The sequence below is a fragment of the Campylobacter sp. 19-13652 genome, from assembly GCF_019702925.1.
GTDB lineage: Bacteria > Campylobacterota > Campylobacteria > Campylobacterales > Campylobacteraceae > Campylobacter_A.
Window position 1 is genome coordinate 254,146 of record NZ_AP024713.1, and the last position, 15,909, is coordinate 270,054.

Here is a 15,909-nt window from a genome sequence, read left to right on the forward strand (position 1 = left end):
TTATCCTTTGTAGCTTTTAATAAACTCATACGCACGCCTAAAATCTGGCGTCATCACTCTATCTTTTTGCATAAATTTAACCACCTTTCTAAACTCGCTATAAAGCCTTTTTGTCGTGGCTGAGAGCTTTAAATCTGGCTGTGCAGCAAGCCTTAGATAAATGGCCTGTGCGGCGTGGATAAGCTCCATTGCCACGATGTAGCTTAGATTATCTATCGCTTTGGCTAGCTTAATGGCAGCTAGTGGGGCATTTGTGGCGACGTCCTCGATGTCTCCAGCGACTGGGACATAATTAAGTGAGACTGGATTAGCCAAAGCCTCGTTCTCGCCACTAAGTGCGACAAATGGCTTTTGCATAGCGCCAAAGGCATGCACGGTCTCGTCAGTACCCAAAAACCTACTTAGGTGCGTAAATTTATCATCGCTTAGTTTTATTGTCCGCTCGCTTGCGGCCTTTGAGTTGTGAGCTATGGCGATGCTTAGCTTTTCAAGCTCGAGCACCCAGATAATTGGCTCAAAATTCGCACTCGGCACGACTTTACCGTTTGCTACGCCTGGATTATCATCGCTTGAGTTTAGCTGCACGCTAAAAAGCTCAGCTAGCTTTGCAAGGCTCTCATCGATAGTGCTTATAATATAGGCTGCGTCTCGGTAGCTAAGCGGATCTTGCAGTGCACGCTCGGCGCTTGGCTCGTTTAGATAGCTATCTTTTAATATTTCCCTAAGCTCGCTTGATACTTGCACAAAGCCCGCAAACGGACGCAGGCTCGCTGCTGCTTTACTAAAAGGCGAAACGTTGCCGTTTAGGGCTTCTAGGCTTAGGGCATAGACGAGTTTTAGGTTGCGATTTAGCGTTTTTAGCTCCTCTATAGCAAGGCTAGCGATGGCGACTGAGTAGGCGTTTGAGCTTAGTATGCTTAGGCTATCTTTACCAAAGGGCACAAGTGGCTCAATGCCAGCACTTTTTAAAGCCTTTGTGGCACTCATTTTCTCGCCTTTGTAATACACCTCTCCCTCGCCTATCATCGCTAAGCCCAAATGCCCCAAAATCGTAATGTCCGCCTCGCCCATAGAGCCAAAGCTAGGCACGGCTGGGATGATGTCTTTGTTTATAAAGCCAGAGAGCATTTTGATGACTTTGGGCGAGACGCCAGTGTGTCCAAAAAGCATATTGTTTGCTCGGATTGCCATTATCGCGCGCACCGTCTCGCGTGGCAGGTCATCACGCACGCCGCCGCAGTGAGCGTGGATTAGCCCCACGTTAAAACGCTCGCTAGCCTTGATTAGCTCATCACTTAGCTCGCCGTTTGGTTTTATCATCTGGCGGTCTTTATTTAGCCCCACGCCCACGGTTAGCCCATAAATTTTAACCCCACTTTTAGCGGCATTTATTAGCTCATCGTAGGATTTTTGCGCTCTTTTTAGGGCGGCTGGGTCGATTTTTACCGCCTCGCCCTTTGAGATGGCTTGCACCTTTGCAGTATCAAAGCTAGCCCCATCAAGCAGCACATCGGCTCCTAAGCTAGCCGCCAAAGCCGCCACTACGCACAGGCTTTTATAGATTTTCACATCTTTCTCCTTTTGTAAATATTAATTTTGTATTTTAATTTAACTTTTTAAAATTAAAGCTTAAAATGTGTGAAAAATTTAAATAAAAATAAAATTTATTTACTACTTAGTAAGAATAAATTTAAAATAATATGCAACTTTGTTGCAAATAAATGGTGCATAAAAATAAAATTTTAAATTTTATCAAAAGCTCTGTAAAATAAGGGTTTTAGCGGCTTAAATTTGATATAAAATTTCAAAAAATTTGCAAATATTTTTTAAATATGCTAGCATTTGCGCTTAAATTTAAAGGAGGAACTTATGAAACTATCAAAGATAGCCCTAGCGGCACTTTTATTAGTAACGGCATCAAGTGCACATGATTTGTGGGTTGTGGCAAAGCAGGATAAAAACCTAAGCGTAGACTTAATTTACGGACATGATTTTGCAAATCCAGAGCCTATTGCAAAGAAGCGTCTATCGCTTTTTGATACGCCTTATGCACTTGGCAAAAATGGCAAAACAAAGCTAAGTCAAGTGGGTGAAAACTACCACTATGAAGCTACTAAAGTAGGGGATGATACGCACATAATTGTGGCCAGCTACAAGCCAACTGACTGGACTCAAAAAAGCGACGGAAAATGGGAAATGAATAAAAATAGAGCTGACTTTCCAGACGCCAAGCAGTGTCTAAGGTCTAGCTTTAAGGCTAAGTTTATCCTGGCTGGAAATGATGATGGCAGCTTTGCCACAAAGGCGCTAGGAGAGGGGCTTGAGATAACGCCAGTTAGCGCATTAGGCGAGATTAGGGCTGGCGAGATTAGTAGATTTCGTCTCACAAGAGACGGCGAACCTGTCGCAAACGCCGAGATTACAGGCGGTTTTGCTGGGTATGTGAGCGATCATGGTGCGGATAAAGGCGACGGGCATGGTGGCGATAATGATGAGATGAGGGCGTTTTTTAACAAGACTGATAAAAATGGTGAGTTTAGCTTCAAGCCCCTTGTGGGCGGACTTTGGTTTGTCTCTACCGAGGTAGAACGTAGCCTAGATGACTCTAAATGCGAAAAAGAATGGTCGCAAGCAAGCCTTACATTTTGGGTGAAATAGCCTATTTTCTTGGGGGTTTTGCCCCCAAGATTTTATAGTCCGCATATTGCAAAATATTTAACTATTATAATTAATTTTAAAATTTAAGTTATTTAAGGCTAGAGTCAAAGCCTTAAATTTATCCGCTCAAAATCAGAATGTTTATAAATTTAATGGTTTAAGTTTGTTAATTTTTCCTAGGATAAAGCCAAAATTTGCTAAAATCCAAAATGGTTCTGTTTTGAAAATATTGTATTTAAATTTTGATTTGCATTGGCAAGCCCACGCTAATAATTCATATTTGTAGCGTCAGTCATGACTGTTATTGATAGGTATTTGTCGTAAAAATCGGCGTCAAGCACTCATGCATGCAGTGCTTTGTTTGCCAAAAACTTTATAAAATCAAGTTTTTTTAAAACAGAACTAGCCAAATTTAAACAAAAGGCAAAGATATGAGAAGTAATATCATCAAGCAAGGCTACACACGCACCCCACACCGCTCGCTTTTGCGCGCGACTGGGCTAAAAGACAGCGACTTTTATAAGCCATTTATCGGCGTTTGCAATAGCTTTATTGAGATTATCCCGGGTCATTTTTTCCTAAACAAATACGCCCAGATAGCAAAGGATGAGATCCGCAAAAATGGCTGTGTGCCGTTTGAGTTTAATACAATCGGCGTTGATGATGGCATAGCGATGGGGCATAGCGGAATGCTTTACTCCCTGCCAAGCCGTGAAATCATCGCAAACAGCGTCGAAAGCGTGATGAATGCTCACAAGCTAGACGCCCTGCTATGTATGCCAAACTGCGATAAAATCGTGCCTGGAATGCTAATGGGCGCACTTAGAGTAAATGTGCCAACTATCTTTGTTAGCGGTGGAGCGATGAAAAAGGGCTACACCAAAGACGGCTCGCCAGTCGATCTAGCCAGCGCCTTTGAAGCGGTGGGAAAATACGAAAGCGGCGCGATAGATGAAGAGACGCTAAAGGAGATCGAGTGTGCGGCGTGTCCGAGCGGAGGCAGCTGCAGCGGTATGTTTACGGCAAATTCGATGAATACGCTTTGCGAAGCGATGGGCGTGGCTCTGCCTGGAAATGGCACCGTGCTAGCTCTAACGCCAGAGCGAGAGGAGCTGGTGCGCTCAGCAGCAAAAAGGCTGTGCGAAATCGCACTTGATGAGCGCTATAAAATTCGCAACATCATCACGCAAAAATCTATCCAAAACGCCCTAGTTGTCGATATGGCAATGGGTGGCAGCTCAAATACCATACTGCATATGCTAGCCATCGCTAGAGAAGCTGAGGTAAAGCTTGATTTAGCTCTCATTAATAAAATCAGCCAAAACGTCGCTCACATCGCTAAAATCAGCCCAAGCAGAAGCGACGTGCATATGCAAGACGTCGGACGCGCAGGCGGCGTGAGTGCGGTAATGCGTGAAATTGCTAATGCAAGTGGGGGCTATCTCAGCCTAGACGCACCAAGCGTAACTGGCGTAAGTATGGGCGAGCTAGTGGGGGCTAGCGAGATAAAAGATAGCGACGTCATACGTGATATCAAAAACGCCTACTCAAAGGTGGGCGGGCTTGCCGTGCTCTTTGGCAATTTAGCCGAGCAAGGCTGCGTGATAAAGACGGCTGGTATCGTTGGTGAGCGTAAATTTAGGGGGCTGGCTGTGTGCTTTGATAGCCAAGATGAAGCTATTGAGGGCATTAGCAGCGGCAAGGTCAAGGCAGGCGACGTGGTCGTCATACGCTACGAAGGCCCAAAGGGCGGCCCTGGAATGCAAGAGATGCTAAGCCCAACGAGCCTAATAATGGGGCGAGGTCTGGGCGCTAGCGTGGCGCTTATAACGGATGGGCGCTTTAGCGGTGCGACTAGGGGGCTAAGCATAGGCCACGTAAGCCCAGAAGCAGCCGAGGGCGGTATGATAGGACTGCTGCGTGATGGCGATGAGATCGAGATTGACGTGGATAAATTTAGCATAAACGTGCTTTTGAGCGAGAGTGAAATCGCTGCTAGGAAAGCCAGCTTTAAGCCAAATTTAAAGCCGCTAAGCAGCCGCTGGCTAAGTCAGTATAGAGCGCTTGTTCAAAACGCCAGCAAAGGGGCAGTGCTGGAGGGGTAGGCTGGCGTGTGCTAATTTAATAGCCAATAAAATTAAAAAGAAGGATAAAAAATATGAAAGAAATTACTACTGATATTATTGTTGATGACATGGACAACGAAATCGAAGAAGGAGAGACGGATGGAAATTTAAACATTCAAGACTATCCACTGAAAGAGGTAAGAATTGATAAAGGAAGAATGAGTGTTTATGATTTTAAAAGAAAATATGATAATCCAGAAAGAGGAAATATTATCTTAAACCCTGATTTTCAAAGAAATGATGATGTTTGGGGAAAAAGACAAAAGTCAGAATTAATTGAGTCTATTTTAATAGGCATTCCTCTACCAGTAATATATTTTTTTCAGGATGCAAATGGCAAAAAACAGGTTGTTGATGGCAGACAAAGACTTACTTGTATAGCTGATTATATAGATGGTAAATTTACTCTAGATAAATTGAGAATTTTAAGTGACATTAGTGGTAAAAAATTTAAAGACTTAAGTTCTGATTATAAAAATAAATTAGAAGATTATCAGCTGGAAATATATACCATACTTCCTCCGACTCCAGAAAGAGTTAAGTTTGATATATTTGATAGAATTAATAGAGGTGGCACAAAATTAAGCAATCAAGAAATGAGGAACGCATTATATCAAGGCTCATCTACAACCCTAATTAAAGAATTAAGCGAATGCGCTGAATTTAAGGGGGCAACTGACAATACAATAAGGTCAAGAGGGATGAAAGATAGATATATTATATTAAGATTGATATCTTTTTACCTAGTTAGAACAAGGGCTATTAAAGAGCATAATACTGCTAGTGGAATAGATGAATTTTTGGCTAAGACTATGCAAGAGATTAATAAAAAAGATATATCTGCTTATTTGGATCTTAAGAATGATTTTAAAAATGCCATGAAACAAGTAATAAAAAACGGGGGAAGTGATATATTTAGGTTTAAAAGTAAAGATGATAGAAAGCGACCTATAAATATGGGTCTTTTTGAGTGTATATCTTATGGCTTTATGATTGCATTGGAAAACAAGAAGACTATAGATATAGATAGGTTGGAGATTTTAAAATCTAAACATTTTGATAATCCTGACAGATTTACATTTGGTATAGATAGTGTAGAAAATGTAAATTTTAGATTTGGAGAGATTGAAAAACTAATAGGAATTAATAATGCTTCAAGAAATTGAGATTAAAAATTTCAAGTCAATAAAAGACGAAAAATTTGTTTTATTGCCATTAACTATTTTAACAGGGGTTAATTCTTCTGGTAAAAGTAGCGTTATACAGTCAATATTATTAACTTCTTATTGTTATAATAAAAATCAAGATTTAGAAAAAGCTATCAAAAGAGTGAAGAATTTTGAAAGTATTAAAAACGGCAATGAAGAGGTAAGTATAAGTTTAAAATTTTGCAATAATTCTTTTGGATTATTATGTGACGGTATAAACAACAATTCTACGTGGTATACGACTTCTAAAAATAAACTAGAGCTAGTATTTGATAAAAATTTGTTTTATATTACCGCGAATAGAATTGGTCAGGAAGATATATCTGAATATGGAGATGACGAAAGCTTTGATATAGATGGTAAATATGCTTTTGGTTACTTTCAGAAGTATAAAGATAAAACTATTGATGAGAATATTCGTAAAAAAGATGATGTAGATAATACTCTTGCTTGGCAATTAGAGTATTGGGTTAATTATATTTTGGATTTAGATATTAAGCTTTATACAGAAGACATAAATAATGTAAATGTTAAAGTTGGTTTTAAAATTAATAAAGGTATTGTCTCTACGTTTAATGTTGGATCCGGTGTAAGTTATTTGGTTAAAATTCTAATAATTACTCTTTCAATGAGTGAAAATAATGTATTTATTATTGAAAATCCAGAGATACATTTGCATCCAAAAGCCGTATCTAGGCTTATGGAGTTTTTTGTCTTTATAGCCAGCCGTAAAAGACAACTAATAATAGAAACCCACTCTGAATACTTGATAAATAAGTTAAGGTATGAAATATTTAAGGGAAATTTTGATCAAGAAAAATCTATTATTTATTATAAGGATAATGCTTTTGACAAATTTAAAAGTATTAAAATAAATAAGAATGGCAAATTTATTGATATAAATAAGAATATAATAAATTTCCCTAATGGATTTTTAGATACAAATCTACCAGAGCTTTTAGAGATGATGTAAAATGTATTATATGATGCTAGAAGACAATCTACTCGAGTGTTATTTGAAATTTAAAAACGGCGAATGTGACGATGTTGATACCATCAATAGGATTTTGCATTACATAAAAACACCTATACTTTTTACAAAAAGCCAACTATCTAAGGTGGATACCGCTCTACAGAAAAGCATATTGTCCTCCTTGGGTAACTATAGGATAAAAGATAATATTGAAGAAGCGGCAAAAGATACTGTGTTTAAGGTTATTTTATCAGATACAAAGGATTATTTTCCATATGTTAATATAAAAAATGATATTATAGAAAATAATTTTACAGCAACATTTAAGCAAAATATGAATAGAAATAAGGCAAAGTTGCATCTTAAATCATTGTTTGAAAGTTGTAATGAAATATTAATAAGAGATCCGTACCTTTTATATAATAATGTATTTGATAGCATGTTAAATTTTGCTCAGGAAATTTTTAATGATAAAGAACTGAAAGTTTATTTTAGTTTCAATAAAAGAAATAAACAAAAATCGTTTAGAGAATTAAAAGAAGAATTTAATAAAATTAACCAAAATTGGGAAATTAAAGAAGATAAAAATAACACATATTCAGCATCACATGATAGATATATTTTAATAGATAGAAAAATAGAGATAATCTTAACAAGTGGGATAGAGCATCTCTATGATCTAGAAAAAGATTTTACATATATAATTAGACTTCTTTTAAAAAGCAATTAATACGTTTATTGGTTATGCTTGTGAGATAATTTTAACTTCCAATCCGCGCTGCTTAAAAACTTTGGCGTAAAACTGGGCTTTTGCTTCGAGTTGTAGCGGATATGCACGTGAGCTTGAGGGCAAGCGAAAAAGCTCTATTTGTCTGCTGCCTAGCTCGCTAAGAGTGATTTTTACACTTTCGCCAAGCCTTAAGCCCTTTGCAAGCTCGCTACTATTAAGGCTAGCTAGCGCTTCGTTTGTGCTTTTTTCGCCTGCGGTGATGATGGTCTCGCACTGCGGCACGCTACGCAAAATAGCGATTATATCCGTGCGCTCAATAACACGCAAAAAGTTATCGCTTGCGTTATCCTTTAGTCGCACGGCACTGCTTACGCTATCAGCCACGCCGATACCACGCTCACTTAAAAAGCTCGTAATCCGCTGCTTGTCAAAGTGCTTGCTATCCAGCAAAAAGTGCGTTTTATCCCCAAAAAACACAAGCCCCATTATCCGCCACATATCGTTTATAAAATTTGGATAGTAAAACTCCATACTCCACCTACTCCGTGGCGGCGGGAAGCTACCTAGCATTAAAAGCTTCGTATTTTGGGGCAAAAAGGGCTTTAGGGGGTGGGTTTGGACTGACTTATTAATGGCTTCGTTTTGGGAGTTTTTCATTTTTATCCTTTTTAAATTTGATTTTGTTATTTAAGCCAGCTCGTCTCGTGAGTGCTTTTTACGGAGTTTCACCATTTTCAATGCTCACATACTACGTGTATGCTCCGCTTGAAAATGGCTCACAACCCCAAAAATCATCTCACGATACTTCGCATTCTCCGTTCGTTGTTTAGGCTATTTGGCTTAACTTTTTACGTCAAGAAAGGGAAGCCCTTGTTACGAAGTTGCCCCCCTTTCTTTCGCCCCAGCACCCTAAAACCCCCACTAATTCGTGGCAGTATCGTAAAGTATGACCGCCGCTACTTCGCAGCGTCGGCACGATTTTTAGCAGCTCACTTCGTATCGCTGTAAAAATCGGCAATAAGCCACTCATTACGTGGGTTTTTGGGTGCAAAGCTTTTCCGCACAGGTATCGAGCGAAGAATGCGAAGTATTTTTGTCTTAGACAAGGCGAATTTAAAATTTGCGACAGGAGTTACCGTATGGGTAATGACTGAGCAAATTTTAAATTCAACGCAGTATAAGGCAAAAAGACAAGCTGGCTCAATCTTTAGATTTAATCTTTCCAAGCCACTCATCAAGCGTCTTCTCAAAACCCACCCCCTTGCTCTTGTAAAACTCAAGGCTCTCATCGGCCAAATACCGCTGCGCTACCCAGCCGCCAAAGTCGTGCGGATAGCGGTAGTCGCGGCTTTGCGGGGTGTTGTTGATAAGATAGGGCGGTATGGGCAGGGGCGGATTTTCTCGCACGTAGGCTAGGGCGGCATTTATTGCGGCGTAGCTTGAGTTTGACTTTGGTGAGCTGGCTAGATAGACCACGCACTGGGCTAGGATTATGCGGGCTTCTGGGTAGCCGATGTTTAGCACGGCGGTTAGGGTGTTTGTGGCTAGGTTTAGGGCGTTTGGGTTGGCATTTCCCACGTCTTCGCTAGCAAAAATCACAAGCCGCCTAGCGATAAAATCGGCACTCTCGCCCCCATCTATAAGCCTAGCTAGGTAGTAAAGTGCGGCGTTTATATCGCTGCCACGTAGGCTTTTTATCATCGCGCTGGCTAGGTTGTAGTGCTCATCGCTTTCTTTTACGCCGCCGCTTAGGGCGTGGGGGCGCAGAGTTTTTAGGCTTTCTAGGCTTAGCGTTGGGGCTAGCTTTAGGGCGTAGTCTAGCAAATTTAGGCACGCTCTTACGTCGCTAGAGCTTGAGTGGGCTAGATACTCCAGTGCTTCGTCGCTGGCACTCGTGTCCAGATCTGCTAGCACCCTTTTGGCTAGGATGATTAGTGCGTCCTTGCTAATGGGGGCAAACTCAAAGAGGAAGCAGCGGCTGCGAATGGCTGATGTGAGCGTGTAGAAGGGGTTTTGCGTGCTTGCGCCCATTAGCGTGAGCGAGCCTTGCTCTAGTGGGATGAGTAGGGCTTCTTGCTGGGTGCGGCTTAGGCGGTGGATTTCGTCGATGAAAATGAGTGGCTTTAGCAGGGAGTTTTCGTGATTTTTTATCACGCTTCGCAGGCTTTCTAGCTTTAAATTTCCGCCGTCAAATTCGTAAAAGCTAGCCCCCATTTCAGTCGCCACGACCCTTGCAAAGCTCGTTTTGCCACAGCCCGCAGCGCCGTAAAATATGCTGTGCGGGACGGCGTTTTGGGCTATAAATTTGCCAAAAGTCTCTACTAAGGCAGGCTGAGCGATGATCTCAGATAGGCGTTTGGGGCGGTATTTTGTGGCTAGGTTCATTGCTCTCCTTTAAATTTAAACGGCGGCTTAAAAGGCTTTGATTTTATCATAAGCTGGCTTTAAATTTGCCCTTGACTTAAGGTGGCTTTAGCCGCAAAAGCTACTCTAAGGTCTTTAAATTTGTTTTAAGCACGCTTTTTGGGAGACTGATTTGACGCTGTTTTTAGCGTAGATTGTGGGTATTTGGCTGGGGCTATTGGCTTGATTTAATATGGTCGCTATTTTTAGCTAGCTCTGTTTTAAAAAGTATTGCTTTTTAGTTATACTAAAGCAAGCACAGCACCCTAATTCGTGCCAGTAGTGCAAAGTATTACCGCCTTTGTTATACAAGGTCTGCACGATTTTTAGCACTTCGTAAAAACTCAGCGCAAAAATCTGGGGAGCTTCGGCAAGTCCTACGGACTTAGGACGACGGCTGCTGTAGGGCGCACTGTAAGCGAGCAAGCAAGCATATTACAAAGCAATGCGAGCGATGGCTTAGCCGCTCATATATGTGGTGCAGTTTGCATTATGGCTTTAATTTTGCAAGCCAAAGCAACACAATTTTTAAAAGAGCTTTTTAATATGCTTAGTATTTTTTAGCTTGTGTTAGAGCAAATCGCAAATTACCCAAGCCTAAAAGCTCTCATTTTGCCACTCTATCTTGCGTGCCATATCCCTAGCACACTCATCGCCTAAGGCGTCTCTTACAAATTTTAGCGTCATATCTATCCCTGCACTCACCCCAGCACTAGTATAATACTTCCCGTCCTTGCTATATCTTGCCCTGCTTAGTTTTATACTCCTATCTTGCGACTTAACCCACTCAAAGGCGGCGTGGTTTGTGCTAGCACTTTTGCCGCTTAGCAGTCCAGCACGAGCTAAAAGTGCGCCACCTGTACAGACGCTTAGCACGTATGTGTGCGTCTTGCAAAGCCCCTTTAAAAGCCCTATAAAACGCTCATCATCTATCACCTTTCTAGCTCCAGCCCCGCCAGGGACTAGCAGCACATCGCCGCTATTAGCCTCTGCTTTTTGACTTAGCAGGGTCGCACTGCTTGCACCGCTTATCTCGCCACCATTTAGGCTTAGGTAGGATATTTTTGCGTCTAGGTTTTTAAAAATAGCAAGGGCTCCAAATAGATCAAGCTCTAAAAATTCATCATAAATAAGTGCATTTACTATCATAAAATCTCTATTTTTAGCAGATTTTAAAAATATCCGCTAGGTGCGTTTTTAAATTTATCGCCCATTTAAATCCCACTCAATGGGCGACTTGCCTACGCTTGCTAGGTAGGCGTTGGCGCGTGAGAAGTGCCGCGAGCCAAAAAACGCCCCACGAGCGAGCGGGCTTGGGTGGGCGGCTTTTAGCACTAGGTGGCGAGTGGGGTCGATTAGGGCTTGCTTTGCCTGTGCGCCGCGTCCCCAGAGCATAAAGACTATGCCGCTTTTTTGCCTTGATAGGGCGGATATGGCAGCGTCTGTAAATCTCTGCCAGCCCCAGTTAGCGTGAGAGTTTGGCGCTCCAGCGGCGACGCTTAGAGTGGCGTTTAGCAGTAGCACGCCCTGCCTAGCCCAGGAGCTTAAATCGCCGTGATTAGGCGGAGCTATGCCTAGGTCGTCTTGTAGCTCTTTGTAGATATTAGCTAGGCTTGGTGGCACTTTTACGCCGCGTGGGACAGAAAAGCTTAGCCCCATAGCCTGATTTTCTCCGTGGTAGGGGTCTTGGCCTAAAATCACGGCCTTGACGCTGTCAAATGGGGTGAGATTAAAGGCGTTAAAGATTAGGCTTGAGGGTGGATAGACTCTGCCAGCGGCCTTAGCGGCAATAAGCTTAGCCTTAATCTGGGCAAAATAGGCGCTTAAAAACTCATCTTTTAGTGCCTCTTTCCAGCCTGCTTCTATTTTTACGTCGTTTAAATTTATGCTCATCTTCTCCCCCTTTTTGGGGTGTATTTTAGCATATTTTGGCTTAGGAATTTATCTCATATTTAAAACCCAAACAAAATCCATCAAAGTGCAGATTATCCTTTTAAGAAGGAAAAATCTTAATAAATTTGACCACCACTTTTAGATGGCTAGATACGTGCTTGATAACGCAAGTGGCATTTCCGAATGATTTAATAAGATTTAAATTTATAGCTTGCGCTAAGTCTACAGTAAAATCGCCAAAAGCTTAAACTATATCAGCGGTTAAGCTTTTAAAAGAATGCTATAATTTTAGGTAAATCAAATCAAGCAAGTGGCATTTTGTGGTAAAAATTTAAAGTGATTTTAAAGTAGTGGTGTCACAGGGGAGACTTGAACTCCCGACCTCCGGCTTATGAGACCAGCGCTCTAACCAGCTGAGCTACTGTGACAATGTGCAAAGTAAAAAACGTATTTTATCCAAAAAAGCTTAATTTAAAATTTATGCTCTTTTAAACAATATTACTTTACAAATTTAAAAGACAAGCCTTTGTGCGCATTAGTGGCTTATTAATCGATTGCTATGTATTCATATATGACATAGGAACGCATACAACCCGCAAAATAGCTTAGTGGAGTAACTGCTTATTGTGTGCTAATTAAGCTAAAACAAACGAAGTGCAGTTTCTGTGAAAACAAGGCGTAGCCGAAGTTTATTTAAAACAAGCATATTCAGTTGGTATAGCTACGATTTCTAGACAAAGCCTAGCAAAACTGGACGCAGACAGGGCGTATCCCTGCGATGTAAGTCACGTAAAACAGTGGGTTAGGTGTTATCCTAGGATAGTTTTTAAATTTTACAGAACTTTATGAATAATATTGTGTTGATATTACATAGTAATGGCGCTAATGTTAAAAGCTGCTAGCAAAAATTAGTAGTATTAGGTTTGTAAAGTGGTTAAAATTTGTAGTTAAAAATTTAAAGAGTCTAAATCATAAAAGCTTGCAAAGCTGCGCTATTGTGGCTAAGATAGGGGTTTTAGTGCGTCCACGCAAGCCTTTAAAGCTGCTTTTTATCGACTCAGACCTAGTTTTTAGGATACGCCCATGGCAGAGACTTTATACTCATGGGCTTAGCGGTAAAGCATCTTTAAAACTGGCACAGATTTTACCTGTGCTTCTGTGTCAGTTTATGGGACGCTAGCCTACGCCATAGCTTTTGGCGGCTATTTTAGCAGATACTCCTGCGCTGCTGATTTATCCATCTCATGCACTATTTTATGCGCTATTTCGCCCACTTTTACGGTGTAGGTATCGCCCAGAGTCGCCCTTGTGTAGGCAAGGGCAAGTTTTGCAGCCAGCAGGGTGTCTGCTTCGCTTGCGCCCTTGCTTAAAAAGCTAGCAGCGCCCACTACATCAGGGCTAAAGCTAATGGTGTTAAATTTATCATTTATCTCCTCACGTAAGGCGATATTATCGCCCTCATCACGCCCTATTATCATCTTTGCGCCGTCTTTTAGGCGTAAGTGTCTGCCAATTTTTAGCCATTTTGCGTCTATTTCGCGTACCTCGCTATCAAATTTAAGATAATCCCTCATCTTATGCGCAAAGCTCTCAATCGTAAGCAAGCAGCCTCCTCCAGGTGTGGCGTAATCACTTATACCAAGGCTTGCAGCAAGCGCAAGCTGGGGCTTTCTGTCTCGCCCAGACAGTCCTAAAAGCCGCTCTCTGTCAACCCAGCCCTCGCGCTCAGGACGTGTCGGCGGTAGGAGCTTTGCGCTCATGGGACGCAATATTAAATCATCGCTATCGTCGGCTAAGTTTTTCACCTGCGCCATTGCCTCTTTTCGTTGACTCATAGGGCGCTGACCGATGACTTCGCCTGTGATTATAAAGCTCGCATTGCGCTCAGGTAGCATCGCAAGTGCAGTTTTAAACATATATGCGTGGCAGTCTATGCAGGGGTTAAATTTACTCCCATAGCCGTATTTTGGGTTTAGTAGTACGTCTTGAAGGTAGCTACTGCGTATATCAACAACCTCAAAGCTAGCCCCCACTAGCTCAGCCCGGCGCTTTAGGGTGTCAAATTTCTCCTGCTCAGGCCCAAAGCCAGTATCGATATGAAGCGCTATGACGTCAATGCCCTGATCTGTTAGAAGTTTCATGGCTAGCATGCTGTCTAGCCCGCCTGAAAATAGTGCTAAAGCTCTCATTTTATCCCTTGTCTTTTTCTATTTAATTGATCTATTATTTTATTTATTTTTTCTAAACGTTTTATAACTTCGGCGTCATTTAGCCCCGCACTTAGTGCTAGGCTGCGCTGTCTCTCAAAGTGTCTTACTTGTAGGTGTATGAGCGCATCCTCTAGGTTTTGTCTTTGATTAAATGCCTTAAACTCGCCACTTATTGCAAGCTCTCTGACAAAATCATCACTCATATCTCCAGCAATTACCGCGTCAAATTTATCATGATACACTCGGAAAAATCTCTTTGCGTTCATGCTTAAAAGCTCGTTTCTTAGAGTTTTATTATCCAGCACACTTTTTAGTACGCTAGCTTCAAGCAGGTCTTTTTGCGTATTTTGCACGACTTCACGCTTTATGGGGGTTTTTTCGCCGCTGTTTGTATAAATTTGCTGGATTTTGCGCTCATTTTGCGCTGGGCTAAGGCGCAAAAACGCATCAGGCGCAAGCCCTAAAAGCCTACCCGCTAAATCCGCATATGCCCCAGCTGCAATGCGCGGCAGCGTGCTTAGATATTCGCTTATTGCCTTAGCGCACTGCTGCTTTTGCACTGGGCGGTTTAGCTCAAAGCCAGCCATTACCCGCCTGATGTAATACTCCCCTATCTCTGTGCCAGAGTTTAGCATCGCTTCAAGCTCGCCTATGCGCCCAGCTAGCACCATATCGGCTGGATCTGCGCTATCTGGTAGTAGTACTACGCTTGCGTCTATCTCATTTTGGCTGAGTAAAAGCGCACTTTTAAAGGCCGCATTTTGTCCTGCCTCATCTCCATCAAAGCAAAGCACTACCTGTATATTTTCTCGCTTTAAAAGCGGCAGGTGCTTTGGCGTAAGAGCTGTTCCAAGTACGGCTACAGCGTTATCAAAGCCAGCGTGATGAAGCATGATGACATCTAAATAGCCCTCTGTTATGATTATGCGCCCTTTTTGATGAATTTGCTTTTTGGCTAGGTGGTAGCCATATAGTAGACGTGATTTGTCAAACACATCAGATTGAGGGCTGTTTAGGTATTTTGCTATGTTTTTTTCACTTGATAGCGTGCGACCTCCAAAGCCAGCCAAAGCACCGTTTGGGCTGTAAATGGGGAAAGTTATGCGGTTTGTAAAGCTAGGGTAGACGCCGCGCTCGTTTTGCTTTAATGCCCCAACTGCTAGGGCTTGCTTTATATCCACACCCTCAGAGCTTAAAAGTGACGTCGTAAGTCCAGCCTCCCCAGCCCAGCCTATTTCAAATTTTTCTATTAACGCCTCGTTTATGCCGCGCTTTTTTAAGTATTCTAGTGCGTTTTGCTCTCTCCACAGATGGGCGCGGTACATCGCGTTTAGGCTAGGTAGTATGTGGCGACTTGAGATTTTAGCCTCATCTTCGTGGGTGTTTTTGGTGTATTCTAGACTGAAATTACTAAGGCTCGCTAGCTTTTCTATCGCCTCAGGGTAGCTTAAATGCTCATACTCCATGACAAATTTAATCGCATCTCCGCCAGCCTTGCAAGCAAAGCAGTGATACATGCCTCGTTCAGGAGATATGCTCATGCTAGGGTCGTGATCATCGTGAAAAGGGCAGACGCAACGGTAGTTTGAGCCCATGCGTTTAACTGGGATATACGAGCTTATTACCTCTAGTATGTCGATACGTTCTTTTAATTTTTGTATTGAAGCTTGACTAATCATAAGCAAGATTATACTCCCACTTTGCTATA

At 41.9% G+C, this 15,909-nt stretch carries 14 protein-coding genes and 1 tRNA gene; 6 read left to right on the top strand and 9 right to left on the bottom strand.

What is annotated here, in order from left to right; translation table 11 throughout:
• Nucleotides 1-1,569 carry a histidine ammonia-lyase gene (gene hutH, locus LBC_RS01180; protein WP_221254305.1) on the bottom strand — a complete coding sequence of 523 codons (1,569 nt, stop codon included), beginning with the start codon at nt 1,567-1,569 and terminating at the stop codon, nt 1-3.
• A gap of 300 nt (nt 1,570-1,869) precedes the next feature.
• On the opposite strand from hutH, the gene LBC_RS01185 reads away from it, so the two are divergent.
• From LBC_RS01185 to LBC_RS01205, 5 genes are all read left to right on the top strand, one after another.
• The gene (locus LBC_RS01185; RefSeq protein ID WP_221254306.1) at nt 1,870-2,658 is read left to right on the top strand and encodes a DUF4198 domain-containing protein; all 789 of its coding nucleotides are present in this window, start codon (nt 1,870-1,872) and stop codon (nt 2,656-2,658) included.
• A gap of 431 nt (nt 2,659-3,089) precedes the next feature.
• Nucleotides 3,090-4,763, top strand: a complete 1,674-nt coding sequence (ilvD, locus tag LBC_RS01190; RefSeq protein WP_221254307.1) for a dihydroxy-acid dehydratase — start codon at nt 3,090-3,092, stop codon at nt 4,761-4,763.
• Between the two features lie 53 nt (nt 4,764-4,816).
• The gene (locus tag LBC_RS01195) at nt 4,817-5,950 is read left to right on the top strand and encodes a DUF262 domain-containing protein (RefSeq protein WP_221254308.1); all 1,134 of its coding nucleotides are present in this window, start codon (nt 4,817-4,819) and stop codon (nt 5,948-5,950) included.
• Nucleotides 5,934-6,965, top strand: a complete 1,032-nt coding sequence (locus tag LBC_RS01200; protein ID WP_221254309.1) for an AAA family ATPase — start codon at nt 5,934-5,936, stop codon at nt 6,963-6,965. Before LBC_RS01195 ends, LBC_RS01200 begins: the two co-directional genes overlap by 17 nt.
• Nucleotides 6,966-6,975: 10 nt before the next feature.
• Entirely contained in the window at nt 6,976-7,695 is a 720-nt protein-coding gene (locus LBC_RS01205; RefSeq protein ID WP_221254310.1) for an MIT C-terminal domain-containing protein, read from the top strand.
• 12 nt (nt 7,696-7,707) lie between these two features.
• On the opposite strand, the gene LBC_RS01210 is transcribed toward LBC_RS01205, so the two are convergent.
• Complete coding sequence (locus tag LBC_RS01210) at nt 7,708-8,352, bottom strand: uracil-DNA glycosylase family protein (RefSeq protein WP_221254311.1); 645 nt, start codon at nt 8,350-8,352, stop codon at nt 7,708-7,710.
• A 47-nt stretch (nt 8,353-8,399) separates the two neighbouring features.
• On the opposite strand from LBC_RS01210, the gene LBC_RS08985 reads away from it, so the two are divergent.
• Entirely contained in the window at nt 8,400-8,525 is a 126-nt protein-coding gene (locus tag LBC_RS08985; RefSeq protein WP_260173418.1) for a hypothetical protein, read from the top strand.
• A gap of 23 nt (nt 8,526-8,548) precedes the next feature.
• On the opposite strand, the gene LBC_RS01215 is transcribed toward LBC_RS08985, so the two are convergent.
• From LBC_RS01215 to dnaG, 7 genes are all read right to left on the bottom strand, one after another.
• The gene (locus LBC_RS01215) at nt 8,549-8,713 is read right to left on the bottom strand and encodes a hypothetical protein (protein WP_221254312.1); all 165 of its coding nucleotides are present in this window, start codon (nt 8,711-8,713) and stop codon (nt 8,549-8,551) included.
• A 182-nt stretch (nt 8,714-8,895) separates the two neighbouring features.
• Complete coding sequence (locus LBC_RS01220) at nt 8,896-10,080, bottom strand: replication-associated recombination protein A (protein ID WP_221254313.1); 1,185 nt, start codon at nt 10,078-10,080, stop codon at nt 8,896-8,898.
• Nucleotides 10,081-10,695: 615 nt separating this feature from the next.
• Nucleotides 10,696-11,247, bottom strand: a complete 552-nt coding sequence (locus LBC_RS01225) for a DJ-1/PfpI family protein (protein ID WP_221254231.1) — start codon at nt 11,245-11,247, stop codon at nt 10,696-10,698.
• Nucleotides 11,248-11,301: 54 nt separating this feature from the next.
• Nucleotides 11,302-11,991 (bottom strand): uracil-DNA glycosylase, encoded by a 690-nt coding sequence (gene ung / locus LBC_RS01230; RefSeq protein ID WP_221254314.1) that lies wholly within the window; start codon nt 11,989-11,991, stop codon nt 11,302-11,304.
• Between the two features lie 351 nt (nt 11,992-12,342).
• A tRNA-Met gene (locus LBC_RS01235) sits at nt 12,343-12,419 on the bottom strand.
• Nucleotides 12,420-13,193: 774 nt separating this feature from the next.
• Nucleotides 13,194-14,180: an argininosuccinate synthase domain-containing protein gene (locus LBC_RS01240; RefSeq protein WP_221254315.1), complete on the bottom strand. Its 987-nt coding sequence runs from the start codon at nt 14,178-14,180 to the stop codon at nt 13,194-13,196.
• Nucleotides 14,177-15,880, bottom strand: a complete 1,704-nt coding sequence (dnaG, locus tag LBC_RS01245) for a DNA primase (protein ID WP_221254316.1) — start codon at nt 15,878-15,880, stop codon at nt 14,177-14,179. The genes LBC_RS01240 and dnaG overlap by 4 nt, the downstream gene beginning before the upstream one ends.
• Between the last annotated feature and the right edge of the window lie 29 nt (nt 15,881-15,909).